Raw genomic sequence first — 18,529 nt, forward strand, 5'->3', positions numbered from 1 at the left:
CACTGTCCCCATAAATGTCACATAATCAAGCATAATATCAAAAAATATTGCAAAAAACTTGCACGAAATAAAACAACTCTCTATATTTGCCCCGTAAAATCTAACGAAAGCAAGCACACTACCTACCTACTCTTTATTAACGCATTGCCCGCAACAGCAAACACAGGATTTTATAACCATATATTTTAACAACACCAAATGAAAAAAATTACAACTTTCTTGGCGTTGCTCCTCACGTGCATTATTGGAGCAACAGCCGCCGACTTCGTACCCAAAGATGGCGCGAAGTACCTTATTAAGTGTAAGGGTGACAGCAAGTATGCTATCTGGAACACCAACTGTAAGAAAACTTTTGATGGTACAGAGTACAATGTGCTCTCTAACTGGAACCAGTGTGATACCCGTAGCCTCTTCACCGTTGTAAGTACAGGAGACGGTTACTTCTACATCAAACCGGCTGCCGACGGAACCCGTTATGTCTTTGCTATCAACACCATAGGTGCTGATGGTAATAAAAATGCAGAGGGTAACGTTGCTGTCAAGGAGGTAACTGATGGTACCCCTGATGATGCCTGCAAGTGGACTATTAGTGCCCAAGGCGATGGTTGGAATATAATACCAAAAGATGGTCAAAATGGCTGGAATAATCGTGGTACTGATGATAATGGCAACGCTATGATTGGTCAGTGGTATAGTAATGCTAATGCTAACAATACTTGGGAGTTCCATGAGCAAATAGACCTTAATGGTTATTACACCATGCGAACTAAAGATGACGGTCGTGGTCCTTACCTCTATAATGACTTCAATCAAGACAACGTTACACGTGGTGGCCAGTTGCCCACCACGGTAAGCAACAAATACGTATGGCATGTCACATCTGCAATAGGCAATAAGTTGACTTTGGTTAATGGTGAAGGAACCCCTCTTGGCACAAGCAATTCAGGTACTTTTAAGACTCTTGATATTGCTTGGACTGATGGAACATACCATTTCTTTAGCAATAAACTTGATGCGGGAAATGCTAATGCAGGTTATCAAGCGTCTATATGGGGGAGTGCCAGTAAGGATCTTGCTCAAGACCTCTTCAAATTCGACGATGCGTCTTACACTTCTCTCTACACTGTAAATTGTAACAATGCCGATGGCTATGTTACTTACAACTCTACAAACGAGAAAGCCAAGAATGGTGGCTTCTTCAATATCGCTACAGCTCCTGCAGTAGGCGATTTCACAGCAAAAGAACTTACGGGCTATGATGTCGCAGTCTCAATTGAAGGCAAAACCATCAATGTAAACTACACCCACAACCTGGAAGCAATCACGCAACTTGCCAAAGAGGCTCTTGCCAAGACTGGTGTAGGCTATCCTACAGTGGAAGCTGCAACCCGCATCGCATTGGAAAATGCCGTAAAGACATCCACAGATGCAGTTGCCATCGCAGCTGCTCTCGAAGCATACAAAAACGACAAGACCTCTATCCAAATGCCCGAAGACGGTAAGGCTTATGTAATCACCAACATTCACAAAACAGGTGGTAAGCGTTACATGAAATATCAGGAAGATGGTACTTCAATGATCGTTCGTGGCGAGGGAGAACTCCCCATCGAGGCTACTTACATCTGCCACAAGGTAGGCGACAAATATGTATTCGCCAACAACTCTGGCACATACCTCACATGGCGCGGTAACGCAACAACAGACTGCACCAACAACAATTTGGGCTACACCGCATCTTACGATGCCGACTACAACACCTTTACTGTAGCAGCAAACCCCGACGTGTTCGGTTGTCTCTCTTTCGGTGCTAAGCGTGGTAATAAAGAAAGTACTTCTCAGTCATACTACATCGTTACAAAAACAGGTTCTTTCCTGAAAGCTGGTTTTGACAACTTCTACGATGAAAACAACTCATCAGCTTTCACTTTCGAAGAAGTAACCTATCCCAACACCATCACCTTCCACGATGCCCAAAACATCAATGGTGTAAGCCACATCGCCACATTCAGCGCACCTTTTGCCACCATCATTCCCGAGGGCGTTAAGGCATACTATGTAAGCGCTAAGGGCACTGAGGCCACTATGACTGCCATCGACGCACAGGCTATCCCCGCCAACCAAGGCGTAATCCTTACTTCTGAGTCTGGCGAAGCTGCCACAATGGTTCCCGCTGCAGGCGAAACTGCTGCCACCATCACTGGCAACCAGCTCGGCCACTCTGCCGGTGTTGCCAAGACTCTGACTGCTGGCGAAGGCTATATCCTTGGCAACGGCTCTGAAGGCACTGCCTTCTATCCCTGCAAGGCTGGTTCACTGCCCAGCAACAAGGCATACCTCCTTGGCAACGGCGAAAGCGCTATTGTTATGAACTTTGGCAATGCCGTTACTGGCATCAACACCATCGCTGCTCCTGCCAGCGCAAAGGCCCCCATCTTCGACCTCAGCGGTCGTCGCGTAGTAAAGGCTACTAAGGGTCTCTACATTCAGAATGGCAAGAAAGTCATCGTAAAGTAATACAAACTACAAACACATTTCATAGATAAAAACATGAAACTTACATATATCACACCCGCATCAAGGGCTATCAACTTCGAGCCCATGCAGATGCTCGCAGAGTCTCCAAAGGTGACTATCGTTGACGACGAAACAAAGTCTATCGACCCCACCACTTCTTTCTCTGAAGGCAAGGGCTGGAGCTCTGAAGGCTGGGACAACGAAGATTAATCCTTCCCCGAATCTTCATAGATTAAAACACGATTAATATTAACGAGCCGCGCAAGGCGCAACCCCACAGGTTGCAGTCCTTGCGCGGCTTATTTAATGTGCTCCGCTAACGCGGGAGACATAAGAACAGAAGTAGTATATCGTTTGTGTCAGCCGCTAACGCGGCAAACAGAAGAACATAAGGACATAAGAACATAAGATATGACGTTCGTGTTAGCCGCTTACCGCGGTAAACATAAGAACATAAGCTACATAAGAAACATATAAGGCCGCTGCGCGGCTGGCCACGGACTAACGTCCGCGTGGCCCAAGAAACATAAGGGCTGACGCCGTAGCGTTACTATATGTAATACTACGGCGTCAGCCCTTATGTTCTTCTGTCCTTATGTTCTTCTGTCTCCCGCGTTAGCGGCTGCCAAGCCCCGCTACGGCGTCAGCCCTTATGTTTCTTGAGGCCACCCGGACGCAAGTCCGTGGCCGTCAGCCGCGCAGCGGCCTTATATGTTTCTTATGTAGCTTATGTTCTTATGTCTCCGCGGTAAGCGGCTAACACGAACGTCATATCTTATGTTCTTATGTCCTTATGTTCTTCTGTCTCCCGCGTTAGCGGCAACCAATCCCCGCTACGGCGGCAGCCTCACTTCACCCTAATCACCGACAGCCCGTCGCGTTCAGGCAAAATAAGCTGCTCCACCCGCTCGTCAGCCGCCACATGGTCGTTAAACTCCTTGATAGCCGCCGTCTGCGCATCATTATCATACGCCGCGTCCACCACATGCCCGTCCCACAGCGTATTATCCGCCAGCATCACCGACCCACTGTGCATCATCGGCATCAGCAGTTCATAATACGCCACATACTCACGCTTGTTAGCATCAACAAACGCCACATCAATATCCAGTCCCATTGGCGGCAGCAACTCAAACACATCACCCACCACCATCTCAACCCGCGCAGGGTAAGGCGCCCCCTCGAGCCAAGGACGCGTAAAACACTCCTGCTCATCATTCACCTCAAACGTCACCACCCGTCCGTCAGCCTCCATGCCCGAAGCCATAGCCAGCGCCGAGTATCCCGAGTAAGTGCCAATCTCCACCACCGTGCGAGGCCGCAGCATCTGCATCATCATGCGCAGCAGCTGCCCCTGCAAGTGGCCCGACGCCATGCGTGGCCGCAGCAAGTGCAAGTTAGTAGCCCGGTACAGCCGTTTCAAGTAATCATCGGGCGCAGTAGTGTGTGAGAGTATGTAATCGTCAATAGTCATGGGAGGGGTGAGGTTATGAGGTTATAAGGTTATGAGGGATTGGGTTATGAGGTTATAAGGTTATGAGGTTAAAAAGTAACTCTTGTGAGCAGGGCTGGGGGTGATGTGTCACGCATCGGGGCATCTCAAGCAAATCGCCAGCACAAAGCACCAGCACAAAGCGCAAACCCAAATGGGGGCGACGCGTCCCGCGTCGGTACATGTCAATCATCATAACTGACGTGCACAATTTTTCCCGACGCGGGACGCGTCGCCCCCATTTAAGCTTGCGCTTTATGCTGGCGTTCAGAGCTAAAGCTTATCAGTTAGGCAGCGCGTCCTCCCCCTCATTTCTGAAGAGGTTCTTCACAATATTCATTTCCATAAACGACGTACTCTGCTCCTTGCGTTGCGAGCCAAGGTAGCAAATGCGGTCCTCAGGTTTCAGCATATTGTCCGACAGCAACTTGCGCAGCGCCGCCAGCAAAAACTCATGGCCATAACTCTTCATAGGCATATAAATAGCATACACACCATACTGCAGCGCCAGGTGGCGCACCGTCTTAGCCTTATAGCAAATAGCCAAAATTGTACTCTCGCCGCGGAACGAGCTTACATAGCGCGCCGTACGACCCGTGTACGAGTCCATAATGATAGCACGCAACTTCATGCGCTTAGTAGCCATCACAGCCTCCTTTGAGAAAAACTCCGTTACATCAGGGTTCTCCGACAGCGGAATATCCACATCGCCAAACTCCTTAAACGTATCCCTCTCAGCCTGCCAGGCCACAGTAGCCATCGTCTTCACAGCCTCCTCGGGGTAGTCGCCGTAAGCCGTCTCGCCCGACAGCATCAGCGCGTCAGCACGCGAGTACACCGCATTTGCAATGTCCGTTACCTCCGTACGCGTGGGGCGCGGGTTATGAATCATGCTCTGCAACATCTGCGTAGCCACAATCACAGGCTTGTGCGCCCTGATAGCCTTATCCACCAAGCGGCGCTGAATACCCGGAATAAACTCCTGCGGCACCTCAATGCCCAAGTCACCGCGAGCCACCATAATGCCGTCAGCAGCCTCAAGTATCTCGTCAATGTTGTCCACGCCCTCCTGGTTCTCAATCTTCGCAATGATACGAATGTCACTGTCGTGAGCGTCCAGTATGTCGCGCACCTCCTTCACGTCCTCCTTCGAGCGCACAAAGCTGTGAGCAATAAACGCCACGTCATAGTCAATGGCAAATTCAATGTTACGCTTATCCTTCTCAGTCAGCGCAGGCAAGTTAATGCGCACACCCGGCACATTCACGCTCTTGCGCGAGCCCAGCGTTGCATCATTCTCCACGTGGCAAATCAGCTGTCCGTCCTCCTTATGGTCCACGCGCAGCCCCAGGTCGCCATCGTCAATCAGTATCTGAGCCCCCACGTTCAAGTCGTCCACAAAACCAGGGTAGCTCACAGCTATCACGTCGCGCGTAGTACGTTGTTCAGGTCGTCCCACAATCGTCACAATATCACCCTTATGATAGTCAATAGGCTGATCAGTCACCGTGGTACGCACCTCCGGGCCCTTAGTGTCAACAAGAATAGCCAAGTGGCTTGACACCTCGCGCACATTATCAATCACCCGTTTCATGCCCACAGCGTCCTGATGCGCTGTGTTAAGGCGCACCACATTCATACCAGCATCATACAGGCGCTGAATCATGCCCACGTCGCAGCGCATGTCCGAAATCGTCGCAACAATCTTAGTCTTCTTATACATTATTGATAGTCAAGTATAGTTATTTTCTCGTGAAAGCAAATATATCAATCAAGTTTCGAATTTAGCAAGGGCGGGCTGAAGGCCCAATGAATTCCATAGCCCAAGGCAGCGCCTTGGGTTGTCATCAAGAGGGAAAGTGACGCCCTGTAAGGGCAAAAGTATGATGAAGTTTTTCTACTTCTGCCCTTACAGGGCGCCACAACCTTGCTCAATTTCACCCAGGGTGTTGCCCTGGGCTAAGTAAATACTTGGGCCTTCAGCCCGCACTTGCCAAATCCGAAAGTTGAATTATATCATAGCCCATTAAGCTCCAGCTCATAAGCTCCCGCCTAATATGCCTCTTATGCCTATTAAGCCTCCCGTCCCTCGCCGCCAGCCTGCACAATAGCGCTCACCGCCAGTCGGTACGAGTCAAGGCCAAAGCCGCATATCACCCCCGCACACGCAGCCGATATCATCGACCGGTGTCTGAACTCCTCACGGCGGTGCACATTACTAATATGCACCTCCACTACAGGCATCTGCAGCGACCGTATACAATCATGCAGCGCCACACTCGTGTGCGTATAAGCACCAGCATTCAGCACCACACCAGCCACACCCTCAGAGCGCGCCTGCTGCAAGCGGTCTATCAAGAACCCCTCCACATTGCTCTGGTAATACACCAGCTCAACCTCCGGAAAAGCCCTCCGCAGACCCTCCATGCAATCGTCCATCGTACCCCTGCCATAAATGCCAGGCTCACGTTCGCCAAGCAAATTCAGGTTAGGGCCATTCATAATGAGGATTTTCATAAAATCTGTAGCAAATAGTCATCACACACCATCAGCCCAGCCAGTTAACGACCAGCTCCGCCAATGGTTTTGACAAGTAAATTGTAACTTTGCACGGAACCCGCCCTCCGGCCAACAACGCCAGAGTCAAAAGTTCCGCACCGCAAAGTTACTAATTTTCAATCAAATATGCCCACCATATCACTCGATAATTACAAAGCCCACCTCATGCTCGAAAAAGGCATGGCCTCCAACACAGCCCAAGCCTACATCGCCGACGTTGAAAAACTCCTCAGCTACATGGCCGACCAAGGCCTCCAGCCCCACACCGTCACCCTCGACCACCTCCACCGCTTTGCCTACACCCTCATCGACCTCGGCATCTCCCCCGTCAGCGTCTGCCGCATACTCAGCGGCGTGCGTTCATGGTTCCACTACCTCCTCGCACAAGGCATCATCACCGCCGACCCCACCGAAATGCTCGAAATGCCACGCCGCCCGGCCCACCTCCCCACCGTGCTCACCATAGCCGAGGTCGACGCACTCGAGGCCGCCATCGACCTCTCCGAACCCACAGGCCACCGCGACCGCGCCATCATCGAGCTTCTTTACAGCTGCGGTCTGCGCGTCAGCGAACTCTGCAACCTCACCCTCGCCGACGTCTACATCGCCGACGCCTTCCTCAACGTCATAGGCAAGGGGGCCAAACAGCGTTTCGTGCCCATGTCGCCCCGTGCCGTGCGCGAGCTGCAGTTCTGGCTCGACGACCGTTGCCACATCACCCCCAAACCCGGTGAGGACGACTACCTCTTCCTCTCATTCCGCCGCCGCCAGCACCTCTCGCGCATCACCGTGTTCCACACCATACAAGTGCTGGCCGCCCGTGCCGGCATCACCCGTCCCATCTCCCCCCACACCCTGCGCCACACCTTCGCCACCCACCTCCTCGAGGGCGGTGCCAACCTCCGAGCCATACAGGCCATGCTTGGCCACGAAAGCATACGCACCACCCAGCTCTACACCCACATCGACCGCCAATTCCTGCGCGAGCAACTCCAAGAGCACCTGCCACGCGCGCTGTAATGGGCTGAGGCATAGAGTGTTTAACGGCTGTTCGCCGTTGCGCTTACCGCGGAGACATAAGAACATAAGCTACATAAGAAACATATAAGGCCGCTGCGCGGCTGTCGGCCACGGACTATCGTCCGGGTGGCCTCAAGAAACATAAGGGCTGACGCCGTAGCGTTACTATATGTAATACTACGGCGTCAGCCCTTATGTCCTTATGTCCTTATGTTCTTTTGTTTACCGCGTTAGCGGCTGCCAAGCCCCGCTACGGCGTCAGCCCTTATGTTTCTTGAGGCCACCCGGACGTTAGTCCGTGGCCGTCAGCCGCGCAGCGGCCTTATATGTTTCTTATGTAGCTTATGTTCTTATGTTTCCGCGGTAAGCGCAACGGCGAATAGCCGTTAAACACTCTATGTCTCAGCGTCAGCCCATTACAGCGCGCAGCCTCTCCCGCACTACCTCCATGCCCCTCGACGCAGGTTCGGCAATCACCTCCACGCGCCGCGTGCTCGGCACCCGCACAGGGTTAGGGTCAACAAGCATCACCTCAGCCCCCGCAGGCACATAACCTATCAGCCCCGCAGCCGGATACACATTAAGCGACGTGCCCACTATCAAAAACACATCAGCCCGCGCAGCAGCCTCGGCAGCCACCTCAAGCATAGGCACCGCCTCGCCAAACCACACAATGAACGGACGCTCCAGCGACCCGTCACCCGACAGCTGCCCATGCTCCACCACCTCGCCAGGAGCCAGACGCCGGCGGTAACGCGCATCATTCGGCGCAGCCGACGAGCACACATCACGCAGCTCACCATGCAAGTGAATCACATCTGTCGAACCCGCCCTCTCATGCAAGTCGTCCACATTCTGCGTCACCACCGTCACATCAAAGTCACTCTCAAGCTCAGCCAGTATGCGGTGCCCCGCGTTAGGCTCAGCCTCGTCAAGCTGACTGCGAAGCCCGTTGTAAAAGTCCGTCACCAAGTCAGGGTCAGCAGCCCACCCCTCAGGCGTAGCCACCTGCTCCACAGGGTAGCGCCCCCACAAACCACCGGCACCCCTGAATGTCGAAAAACCACTCTCAGCACTAATACCAGCGCCCGTAAGCGCCACAATCTTCTTCTTCGTCATAACCTTAATAATAAAGTAACTAAACACCCCAAATATACAAAAACCCCTCCGAGTGTGACACAGATGCAAGAAATAATTGTACTTTTGCACCCAAATCATACAAACAATAACACAATACAACACAACACACCATTATGGAAAAACTCAGCTACGCCCTCGGCATGGTCATCGGCCACAACCTCAAAGGCATGGGAGTAAAGAACCTCAGCAGCGCCGATTTCGCACGCGCCATCGACAGCGTCATGCAAGGCCAAACCTGTGAACTCACCGACCAGGAAGCACAGCAGCTCGTCAACAACTTCATGCAGCAACAGCAAGAGGAGGCCACACGCGCCATACGCCAAGAAGGCGAGCAATTCCTTGCCGAAAACGCCAAGAAAGACGGCGTCGTAGTACTCCCCAGCGGACTCCAGTACACCGTCATCACCGAGGGTAATGGCCCCAAGCCCAAAGCCACCGACCGCGTAAAGTGCCACTACGAGGGCACACTCACCAACGGACAGGTGTTCGACTCATCATACCGCCGCGGCGAACCTGCCGTGTTCCCACTCAACGGCGTCATCGCCGGCTGGACCGAAGGCGTACAGCTCATGCCCACTGGCTCTAAGTACCGCTTCTTCATTCCCTACAACCTCGCATACGGCGAACGTGGCGCAGGACAGGCCATCCCTCCCTACGCAGCACTCATCTTCGACGTCGAACTCATCAGCATCGAAGGCTGATAGGGAGAGTTTAAGAGTTGAAGAGTTGAAGAGTTGAAAAGTTGAAGAGGTTACCCCGTCAACTCGTCAACCCGTTAACCACAAAAACAAACACACAATAATATAATGAAAAAGATAATTCTCGCAGCCATCATAGCCGCCACAGGCCTCACAAGCTGCAACAACGGACAGCCCAAAGCCAACCTCAAGTCCGACATCGACACACTCAGCTACGAAATGGGTATGGCCATGTCGCAGAGCGAAGGCGAATTCCAAAACTACCTCAGCCAGTCGGGCAGCGACTCAGCCTATGTTGACGAACTCCTCAAGGGTTACGTCGACGGTATGAAAGCTGCCGACGACAAAAAGAAACTCGCCTACTACATGGGTGTCATGCAGGGCTTGCAAACTAAAATGCAACTCCCGCAAATCGAGTCACAAGTATTCCAGGGCGACACCACAAAGCGCATCAGCGTCAAAAACTTTGTAGCCGGTTTCACCGCACAGGCCAAGAACAAGACCACCCTCAAAATCGGTGGCAAACTCGTTGACAAGGAAACCGCCCAGAAGCGCATCATGGACTACATGTTCGGCAGCAAAAAGCAGGAAAGCGAAGCCTTCATGCAGAAGGTAGCCCACCAGCCCGGCGTGGTAGCCCTCGGCGAGGGCGTCTACGGCAAGCAGCTTGCCAAGGGCACCGACCAGCACTGCACCGCCACCGACAGCGTCACTGTCAAGTACGAAGGCCGCCTCACCAATGGCCAGGTGTTCGACTCATCAGCCAACCAGCCTGGTGGCACAGTCACATTCAGCCTCCGCAACGTCATCAAGGGTTGGGGCATCGCCATTCCCAAAATGACCGTTGGCTCTACCTGGGAAATCTACGTACCTTACCAGGCCGCCTATGGCGAGCAGGGCACAGGCCCCATCCCCCCATTCGCAGCCCTCACATTCAAGGTAACCCTCGTTAGCATTAACAAGTAATAGGGCAGGGTAGAGCCAGGCTTATTTAGAGGCTCTAGCTTTTCTAGAGCTTCTAGTTTTTCTAGAGCTTCTAGCTTTTCTAGAGCCTCTAGCCTTTCTAGAGCCTCTAGTTCTTCTAGAGCCTCTAGCTTTTCTAGTTCTTCTAGAGCCTCTAGTATTTCTAGCCTATCTAGCCCCCTCCCAAAAAAAGAAAGCTCAATGAAACTTCAAACCATCATAACCCTTGCCCTTGCTGTCACCCTTGGCAGCACCGGCGCCATGGCCCAAAAAGCCAAGAAAACCAGCAAAAAGTCAGCCCGTAAGGCACAGCCCGCAGCCACCCTCACACCAGCCCTCAAGGCCGTCGATGGCAAAACCTTCAGCTACGCCCTCGGTGTAGCCCAGGGCGAGAGCCTCAAGCAGTACCTCGTAGGCCAGCTCGGCGTAGACTCAGCCTATGTGCCCGAAGCCATACGCGCCATGACCACCAACATCTCTCCTGAAGAGCGCAAAAAGGCCGAAGCATTCGCTGCCGGACTCCGCATTGCCGAAATCAACAAGCGCAACCTGCCCATGATCAGCCAGCAGGCCGCAGGCAAGGGCGACTCAACCTACGTCAGCCAAGCCGAATTCGAGCGCGGTCTCACACAGAGCGCACTCGGCACAGCCACCACCCTCACACGCGACAGCGCCATGCAGATAGTCGAAGGCCAGTTCCAGTACCAGGCCGCCCGCTACAAGCAGGCCAATGCCGACTACCTCACGGCCAACGCCAAGCGCAAGAGTGTCACCACACTCCCCAGCGGCCTGCAGTACGAGGTGCTCACCAAGGGCAACGGCCCCGTAGCCACCGACTCCACCCAGGTTGAGGTACACTACGAAGGTTCACTCATCGATGGCACCGTGTTCGACTCATCATACAAGCGTGGCAAGGCAGCCACCTTCCGTCCCGACCAAGTCATCAAGGGTTGGAAAGAGGCCCTCACCCTCATGCCCCAGGGTTCAGTTTGGAAGCTCTACATTCCTGCCTCACTCGGCTACGGCGAGCGCGGCACCCAGAGCATACCAGGCAACTCAACCCTCATCTTCACCGTCGAGGTCATCAAGGTTGGCAAGTAAGCAATAGGTAAGCAGTAAGCAAGCAGTATATTATGCCTAATGGGCCTAATATGCCTATTATGCCTAAGCTTATTGGGCATAGCCTAAAGCCTATTGGGCCTATTAAGCCCATTATGCCCATTATGCCTATTGCCCATTATCCCCATTCCCAGGCTGGCGCCATAGCGCCAGCCTTTTTTTTGCCCCCACGCCGCCCATCAACGCGTTAATCAGCGTTAAAGCCCCCCACCAATCCGCGCCAACCCCCAATAATATTGTACATTTGTACCAATTTAGCCGCAAAGTGCACCAGTCACAGCGGCACAACCCCACAACAACCCACACACCACATGAACAAAGCCCATAAGCGTCCGCGCCGTCACACAGGCCGGTTCGGCACATTCACCACCTGCATCAGCATCACCATGGTGCTCATCATGATAGGCATCATCACCCTCTTTGCAGGCATGGCCACCAACTACAGCAACCAGCTGCGCGAAGGACTCACCGTCGAGCTAATGCTCACCGACAGCATCACACCGCAGCAAATGACAGCCACCCAGGCACGCCTCAAGGCAGCACCCTGGGCGCGCCAAGTCACCTACATATCACAAGAGCAAGGCCTGCGCGACATGAACGAGGCCATGGGCACCGACATAGGCACCTTCGACGGCACAAGTCCCGTGCCCGCCGAGTTCGAGGTAAGTCTCAACGCCCCCTACGCCAATCTCGACAGCATCAAGCATTACGAGCCCTCCATGCTCGCAATGCCCGGCGTGGCCGAGGTCAACTACCCCCGCGACATCATGCAGAGCCTCGACCGCACCATACCCGCCGTCACCCTTGGTTTGCTGGCAGTAGCCGCCCTTCTCGCCCTCGTGTCGTTCTCACTCATCAACAACACCATGCGCATGAGCGTCTACGCCCGTCGTTACAGCATACACACCATGAAGCTCGTCGGAGCCAGTTGGGGCTTCATACGTCGTCCCTTTATGTGGCAAGCCATGCGCATAGGCTTTGTGTCAGCCATCATAGCCGGCGGACTCCTTTCCGCCGCCATGTGGTATCTGCAAACACAGGCCGGAGCCGGCAGCATCTACCTCAACACCCTTGTCACCCCCCTTGTGTGGGCCACCACCCTCGGTGCCATAGTTATTTGCGGCCTTGGCCTCACCGCCCTCTGCGCCTCCCTCTCGGTTAACCACCACCTCCGCCTCCGCGGCGGCGAAGTATACCTCAGATAAAGAAAAGATAGAAGCTATAAAAGGCTAGAAGGGCTAGAAGCTCTAGAAAAACTAGAAGCTCTAGAAACTCTAGAATATCTAGAAAAACTAGAACCCCTAGAACCCCTAGCCCCCCTAGAAACCCCCAAAAACACAACCAAACAATGCAACAGCAGCAAACACCCCTCAAAACTCCCAAGCAGCCAGTGTTCGCCTTTGGCCGCACCAACTTCATACTCCTTGCCGTAGGCATGGCAGTAGTCATCATCGGCATGGTGCTCATGTCAGGCTCAGGCTCAGGCGAAACCACCTTCGACGCCAGCATCTTCGATGCACGTCACATCAAGTTAGCCCCCGCAGTATGCCTCCTCGGCTACCTCTTCATGATATACGCCATCGTGCGCAAACCACGCAAATAACCCCCTCCTATATTATTATAGCACACCCCCGATAGCATGACCACCATACAAGCCATCATCATGGGCCTCATACAAGGCCTCACCGAGTACCTGCCCGTAAGCAGCAGCGGCCACCTCGCCATCGCATCAGCCCTCACCGGCGTCGACGGCGAAAGCAGCATGACCTTCACCATAGCCGTACACGTAGCCACCGTGCTCAGCACCATCGTCGTGTTAGGCCGTCAAATAGGACAAATCATAGTCGGCACATTCAGTCCCCTCGGCCCCGGCACAGGACTGCAGCGCCTCAATCCCAGCCAGCAGTACCTGCTCAACATCGTCATCTCCATGGTGCCCATAGGCATTGTCGGCGTATTCTTCAAGGACCAGGTCGAAGCCATCTTCGGTTCGGGCCTCACCATCGTAGGCATCTGCCTCCTCGTCACAGCCCTGTTGCTCACCTTCAGCTACCTGGCACGTCCGCGCCAGCGCCAGAGCATCAGCCCCCTCCACGCCTTCATCATAGGCATCAGCCAGGCCCTCGCCGTGCTCCCCGGTCTCAGCCGTTCGGGCACCACCATTGCCACCGGCCTCATGCTCGGCAACAACAAGGCAACCATGGCCCAGTTCTCATTCCTCATGGTCATACCCCCCATATTGGGTGAAGCACTGCTCGACGCCATCAAAATGATGAAGGGTGAAGCCATTGGCGGCGACATAGCCATGCTCCCCCTCATAGCCGGTTTCATAGCCGCTTTCATCTCGGGCTGCGCAGCCTGCAAGTGGATGATAGCACTCGTCAGCCGTGGCAAACTCATCTATTTTGCCTACTACTGTGCCATAGCAGGTGCCGCCACACTCATCTATAGCCTTGTGGGGTAACGGGTTAACTCCTCAACTTTTCAACTCCTCAACTCCTCAACTTTTCCCCCCCCCATGTTCCCCACCCACTACCTGCTGCCCGACGCAGCCCTGCAAGCCCTCACCCCCGCAGAGCGTCAAGCCCTGCCCTGGGCCGGTTTGTCAGAGTTAAGAGCCTACATAGCCCAACCAGCGGCCTTCAACACCCCCGACGGCAATCCACCCTCGGGAGGCATAGTGCCACTCATCATGGCCTTTGACAAGCCCCTGCACCAAACCTCCTTCCAGCTTGTGGCACAAGTGCGCCGCACCCTCACCCGGGCCTTAGGCGGCCAGAAAGTCAAGATAGGCCATGCCGGCACCCTCGACCCCCTTGCCACAGGCGTCATGGTCATTTGCGTGGGGCGCGCCACCAAACTCATAGAGCAGATGCAAGCTGGCGAGAAAGAGTACACCGCCACCCTGCAATTAGGCGCCACCACCCCCAGCTACGACCTTGAGCACCCCGTCGACCAAACCTATCCCACGGCGCACATCACGCGTGAGGCCATAGAGCAAGCCCTCGAGCAGTTCCGCGGCCCCATCATGCAGGTGCCCCCGGCCTTCTCGGCCTGCAAGGTCAACGGCAAGCGCGCTTACGACATGGCCCGTCAGGGCCAGCAAGTGGAGTTGCAGGCCAAACCCCTGCACATACACGAGCTCGAGCTTGTCAGCTTCGATGCCGCCACCATGCAGCTCGACTTGCGCATAGTGTGCTCAAAGGGCACATACATTCGCGCCTTGGCGCGCGACATTGGCCAGGCCCTTGGCAGCGGTGCCCACCTCACGGCCTTGCGCCGCACCCGCGTGGGCTACTTCACCGCCGCCCGCTGCTTCGACCCCAACCAACTGCCCGACGACCTGAAACAAGAGAAGAAATAAATAGGCTGGAGGCTCTAGAAAAACTAGAAACTCTAGAAAAGCTAGAAGCTCTACCCCCAGCCCCCCTCCTCGCAACTACCAACAGCAAGATATGAAACTCTCACAATTCAAGTTCAAGCTCCCGCAGGAGAGCATAGCCCAGTACCCTGCCCCCCACCGCGACGAATGCCGCATGATGGTGCTCCACCGCACCACAGGCGACATAGAACACCTCATGTTCAAAGACATACTCAGCTTTTACAGCCCCCACGACGTGTTCGTGTTCAACGACACAAAGGTGTTCCCCGCGCGACTCTACGGCAATAAGGAAAAAACCGGTGCACGCATCGAAGTGTTCCTGCTGCGCGAACTCAACCAGGAGCTGCGCTTGTGGGACGTGCTCGTCGACCCCGCACGCAAAATACGTATAGGCAACAAGCTCTACTTTGGCGACGACGACTCCATTGTGGCCGAAGTCATTGACAACACTACCAGCCGCGGACGCACACTGCGCTTCCTCTACGACGGCGACCACGACGAGTTCAAACGCTCGCTCTACGCCTTGGGCGAGGCGCCCATACCACGCTTTATAGGCCGCGAAAGCGAACCCGAGGACCTTGAACGCTTCCAGTGCATCTTTGCAAAGCACGAGGGCGCCGTCACTGCCCCTACGGCCGGTATGCACTTCTCACGCGAGATGCTCAAGCGCATGGAGATAAACGACATCGACCGCGCATTCATCACCCTGCACTGTGGACTTGGCAACTTCCGCAACACCGATGTGGAGGACCTCACCAAGCACAAGATGGACTCTGAACAGATGTTTGTCGACACCCCATGCTGCGAACTTGTCAACCGTGCCAAGGACGAGGGACGCAAAGTGCTCGCCGTAGGCACCACCGTGCAGCGTGCCCTTGAGGCTGCTTGCAGCACCGACGGCCACATCAAGGAGTATGAGGGCTGGACCAACAAGTTTATTTTCCCGCCTTACGATTTCACCGTGGCCGACAGCATGCTTGTCAATTTCCACTTGCCTTACTCCACGCTGCTCATGCTCACCACTGCCTTCGGTGGCTACGACTATACCATGCACGCCTACGATGAGGCACTCAAGCATGGCTACAAGTTCGGGCCGTTTGGCGATGCCATGCTGATAATTGACTGATGGCTGCTGACAGGCAGCTGATATGCTAATGGGCTGACGCCTTAGTGTTGCAAATAGTAACGCTAAGGCGTTAGCTCTTTTTTATTATTGGGCCTAATGTGCCTAATGTGCCCAATAGGCCCATTATGCCTATTACGCCTAATAGGCCTAATATGCCCAATATGCCCAATATGCTTAATATGCCCCCCTTACCGTATATATCTCAAAAATGTGCGGTAGCCTATGCCCAGCTGCGGTTCGGCAAAGTGGCGCCATACATACTTCAGGCTGCGGGCCTGGTTGCCAGGCTCATAGTGCGCCATGGCCAGACGGCGCGCCTCAGAGCGGCGCACCAAGGTAGAGTGGCGTACGGTCATGGCTGCAAGGCCCTCCGTAGCCCGGTAAACTTGTTGCCCTCCGCGGGGCACACCCACGAGTCCGACACACGTAGCAAGCCCTCGCTCTCGGCACGCACCACCGCCGGCAACTGCTGCACACCTACCTCCACACACAGCGCCTCGCCACGCCCCGCCGCACTCACCATGGCCTCGGCACGCGTGCCAAGCAACTGCGCCACGCCACACACACGGCCCGCCGACAAGGCTGCCGCCCGGAGCCACACCTTCAGCCCCACACGGCCCCCGTCGCGCTGCAAACGCAGATAATCCTCACGCGACACGGCATGGGCCGCACGCAACCGGCGCTCCTCGCCATCGCGCCCAGCTGAGGCCTCGGCCTCAATGGCCTGCAACTCCTGGCGGCGCTGCTGCACAAACTCGTGGTGGAACGTCTGCCCCACATTGCGTACATCGAAGGCAGCAAACGAACGGCCGTACACGCCAGCCTTGTAGCGTGCCAGGAAGAGCATCACCTCGGTAAGCTTGAACTCTGCCACGGTGCCCACAAACGAGCCTACAAAAGCCTCAATCTGTGCTGCGGCTGCCGAGGCGTCGCGGCTCTGCGATGTGAGGAACAGGTGCGTCACCTGCTCGTCGAGCCACATCACCGGGCAGCGTGGCCCGAAGAGCGGCGCCAAAGCCCCCACCGTGGGACACACCCACAGGTACGCCCGCCGTGCCGACTGCGCCACCACGCCCCAGTTGGCGGGCGAGTAGTTGCGCATCACCGCCTCAAAAGTCGGGTTCTTCAGCCCCCATGCTGGCGAAATACCGCATTTGGCGAGCTGCATACTGCTCGAGAGCTTCAGCGCAAGCGCCTGCCTTTGTAGCGCACTGCTGCCGCTGCCACAGGCTTGGCTGGGGGTGGTAACTGAATACCCTTGGCTGGGGCTGCTGGAGCTGGGGCTGCTGGAGCTGGGGCTGCTGGGGTTGTTGCAGAGGTTGCTGGAGTTGTTGTTGGGATTGTTGCTGTTGGAGTTCTGCCCCGTCGTGAGCGGGTTGCACTGCATAGGAATGTTCATGGTTATTGGCACAGTTTGGTTCGGTAAAAAGGTTAGTTTGATTGATAGCGGCCATCGCGGCCGGTTGTTGGTATTGCAGTTCGCGTCGCTGCCAGTTGCGTGCAGCGGCCTGCCATGAGCGCATGGGGTTTCGTCCCACCTTCCAGCCATTAGCCTCGTAGTAGTCCACAAAGCGCTGCGCATCGACCAGCTGCAGGCCCTGTGTGCGGCAGAAGTTCTCCACCTCCCACACGGTGGGCCGCTGCATGGGTGGCGTTCGGCGGCGGGTTGCGGGCTTGGGGGCTGCGGGTTCTGCCTTGGTCTCTGCTGCGAGTTCGCTTACTGCGGGTTCGATGCTTGCGGGCTTGATGCTTGCGGCCTTGGTCTCTGCTGCCACTTCGACAACCTCGGCTGCTGCTGCCTCGGGCACTGCTACCACCTCGGCCACTTGGCTCACCTCAGCTTCAGCCACCTCACCCTCAGCTTGGGCGTGGGGCGTGGTGTCACACACCACACTACTCTCTACACTCTTCTTTGTAATCTTCTTCTTTGTAATCTTATTCTTATTGTGTGCAGTAGGTGTGTGGTAAGGTGTGTGGTAAATTTCAGTATCGTCCTTCGTAACGTCTTGATACACAGTTATTAAGGAACAAGTAGGTGTGTTGTAGAGATGTATAGTACCTTTGTTGCAAAGGCTGTCAATAAAGTGGCGCACCTTGTAGCGCGACCACTCCCACCTTTGGCCCAGATATGCTTGTGTGGCAGCAATTTGTCCGCTGCGCACCGTCACTTTTGCTCCACCCACTTCTCTTTCAGTTGGTTCGGAGCCATAGTAGGCCATTTGTAGCAAGTCGAGGTATGCCTCGCTCTGCGTAAAAACTCGTTTGCGCCGCCACTGAGCAGTGTCAAAAAAATCGCGCGGCACGGATACATAGCCGTTGTTCATGGTAAAATTTGGTTTTATGGTTATGTTGTAAGGTCTTGTATGCCCCTCTGCGGGGGCTGTATACCAAAATGGGGAGGCCGTCACGCCTCCCCGAGTACTTGTGTGTCGGGTTCCGAAAAAAGGAAGTGCTTACCCGATATACAATTTGGCCTTTCGGCCCGGCACACTAAGTAACATACAATTTGGTTGCGT

The 18,529-nt window shown here is 54.7% G+C and carries 18 protein-coding genes; 11 read left to right on the forward strand and 7 right to left on the reverse strand.

All coding sequences use genetic code 11. The annotated features are described in order from the left end of the window. Positions 1–198 precede the first annotated feature (198 nt). Together BQ5453_RS01220 and BQ5453_RS14260 are read left to right on the forward strand one after the other, a co-directional pair. Positions 199–2,514 (forward strand): RICIN domain-containing protein, encoded by a 2,316-nt coding sequence (locus tag BQ5453_RS01220; RefSeq protein ID WP_071121800.1) that lies wholly within the window; start codon positions 199–201, stop codon positions 2,512–2,514. A 33-nt stretch (positions 2,515–2,547) separates the two neighbouring features. Then, complete coding sequence (locus BQ5453_RS14260; RefSeq protein WP_154668725.1) at positions 2,548–2,724, forward strand: hypothetical protein; 177 nt, start codon at positions 2,548–2,550, stop codon at positions 2,722–2,724. Between the two features lie 637 nt (positions 2,725–3,361). Here the strand turns inward: BQ5453_RS14260 and BQ5453_RS01225 are convergent. The 3 genes from BQ5453_RS01225 to aroQ all read right to left on the reverse strand — a co-directional run bounded on the left by BQ5453_RS01225 (position 3,362) and on the right by aroQ (position 6,523). Then, positions 3,362–3,988 carry an O-methyltransferase gene (locus BQ5453_RS01225; protein ID WP_071121801.1) on the reverse strand — a complete coding sequence of 209 codons (627 nt, stop codon included), beginning with the start codon at positions 3,986–3,988 and terminating at the stop codon, positions 3,362–3,364. Between the two features lie 301 nt (positions 3,989–4,289). Then, a complete protein-coding gene (gene pyk, locus BQ5453_RS01230; protein WP_071121802.1) occupies positions 4,290–5,732 on the reverse strand; it encodes a pyruvate kinase in 1,443 nt (480 codons plus the stop codon). Between the two features lie 347 nt (positions 5,733–6,079). After that, the gene (gene aroQ, locus BQ5453_RS01235) at positions 6,080–6,523 is read right to left on the reverse strand and encodes a type II 3-dehydroquinate dehydratase (protein WP_071121803.1); all 444 of its coding nucleotides are present in this window, start codon (positions 6,521–6,523) and stop codon (positions 6,080–6,082) included. 168 nt (positions 6,524–6,691) lie between these two features. Between aroQ and BQ5453_RS01240 the strand changes: the two genes are divergently transcribed. Beyond that, positions 6,692–7,585 carry a tyrosine recombinase gene (locus tag BQ5453_RS01240; RefSeq protein WP_071121804.1) on the forward strand — a complete coding sequence of 298 codons (894 nt, stop codon included), beginning with the start codon at positions 6,692–6,694 and terminating at the stop codon, positions 7,583–7,585. A 408-nt stretch (positions 7,586–7,993) separates the two neighbouring features. Here BQ5453_RS01240 and BQ5453_RS01245 read toward each other — a convergent pair whose 3' ends face one another. Continuing rightward, on the reverse strand, positions 7,994–8,704 hold the full coding sequence (locus BQ5453_RS01245; protein ID WP_071121805.1) for a Sir2 family NAD-dependent protein deacetylase: 711 nt from the start codon (positions 8,702–8,704) through the stop codon (positions 7,994–7,996). Positions 8,705–8,838: 134 nt separating this feature from the next. On the opposite strand from BQ5453_RS01245, the gene BQ5453_RS01250 reads away from it, so the two are divergent. From BQ5453_RS01250 to queA, 8 genes are all read left to right on the forward strand, one after another. Further along, entirely contained in the window at positions 8,839–9,426 is a 588-nt protein-coding gene (locus BQ5453_RS01250; protein ID WP_022101459.1) for a BamJ family beta-barrel-assembly machinery protein, read from the forward strand. A 105-nt stretch (positions 9,427–9,531) separates the two neighbouring features. Further along, a complete protein-coding gene (locus BQ5453_RS01255) occupies positions 9,532–10,389 on the forward strand; it encodes a BamJ family beta-barrel-assembly machinery protein (RefSeq protein ID WP_071121806.1) in 858 nt (285 codons plus the stop codon). A 198-nt stretch (positions 10,390–10,587) separates the two neighbouring features. Beyond that, the gene (locus BQ5453_RS01260; protein ID WP_083361080.1) at positions 10,588–11,487 is read left to right on the forward strand and encodes a BamJ family beta-barrel-assembly machinery protein; all 900 of its coding nucleotides are present in this window, start codon (positions 10,588–10,590) and stop codon (positions 11,485–11,487) included. A gap of 329 nt (positions 11,488–11,816) precedes the next feature. Next, positions 11,817–12,710: a cell division protein FtsX gene (locus BQ5453_RS01265; protein ID WP_071121843.1), complete on the forward strand. Its 894-nt coding sequence runs from the start codon at positions 11,817–11,819 to the stop codon at positions 12,708–12,710. Positions 12,711–12,853: 143 nt separating this feature from the next. Then, a complete protein-coding gene (locus tag BQ5453_RS01270; RefSeq protein WP_022101455.1) occupies positions 12,854–13,108 on the forward strand; it encodes a DUF3098 domain-containing protein in 255 nt (84 codons plus the stop codon). A 36-nt stretch (positions 13,109–13,144) separates the two neighbouring features. Then, complete coding sequence (locus BQ5453_RS01275; RefSeq protein ID WP_071121807.1) at positions 13,145–13,969, forward strand: undecaprenyl-diphosphate phosphatase; 825 nt, start codon at positions 13,145–13,147, stop codon at positions 13,967–13,969. Positions 13,970–14,197: 228 nt separating this feature from the next. Next, on the forward strand, positions 14,198–14,869 hold the full coding sequence (gene truB, locus BQ5453_RS01280; protein ID WP_071121844.1) for a tRNA pseudouridine(55) synthase TruB: 672 nt from the start codon (positions 14,198–14,200) through the stop codon (positions 14,867–14,869). 91 nt (positions 14,870–14,960) lie between these two features. Next, positions 14,961–16,013 carry a tRNA preQ1(34) S-adenosylmethionine ribosyltransferase-isomerase QueA gene (queA, locus tag BQ5453_RS01285; RefSeq protein WP_071121808.1) on the forward strand — a complete coding sequence of 351 codons (1,053 nt, stop codon included), beginning with the start codon at positions 14,961–14,963 and terminating at the stop codon, positions 16,011–16,013. A gap of 188 nt (positions 16,014–16,201) precedes the next feature. On the opposite strand, the gene BQ5453_RS14265 is transcribed toward queA, so the two are convergent. From BQ5453_RS14265 to BQ5453_RS14405, 3 genes are read right to left on the reverse strand one after another with little or no spacing between them, the layout of a single operon-like run. Further along, a complete protein-coding gene (locus BQ5453_RS14265; protein WP_154668726.1) occupies positions 16,202–16,369 on the reverse strand; it encodes a hypothetical protein in 168 nt (55 codons plus the stop codon). Beyond that, positions 16,366–17,181: a hypothetical protein gene (locus tag BQ5453_RS01290; RefSeq protein ID WP_143033245.1), complete on the reverse strand. Its 816-nt coding sequence runs from the start codon at positions 17,179–17,181 to the stop codon at positions 16,366–16,368. The genes BQ5453_RS14265 and BQ5453_RS01290 overlap by 4 nt, the downstream gene beginning before the upstream one ends. After that, on the reverse strand, positions 17,123–18,337 hold the full coding sequence (locus BQ5453_RS14405; RefSeq protein WP_071121810.1) for a hypothetical protein: 1,215 nt from the start codon (positions 18,335–18,337) through the stop codon (positions 17,123–17,125). The genes BQ5453_RS01290 and BQ5453_RS14405 overlap by 59 nt, the downstream gene beginning before the upstream one ends. Between the last annotated feature and the right edge of the window lie 192 nt (positions 18,338–18,529).

The sequence above is a fragment of the Prevotellamassilia timonensis genome, assembly GCF_900106785.1.
Classification (GTDB): Bacteria; Bacteroidota; Bacteroidia; order Bacteroidales; family Bacteroidaceae; genus Alloprevotella; species Alloprevotella timonensis.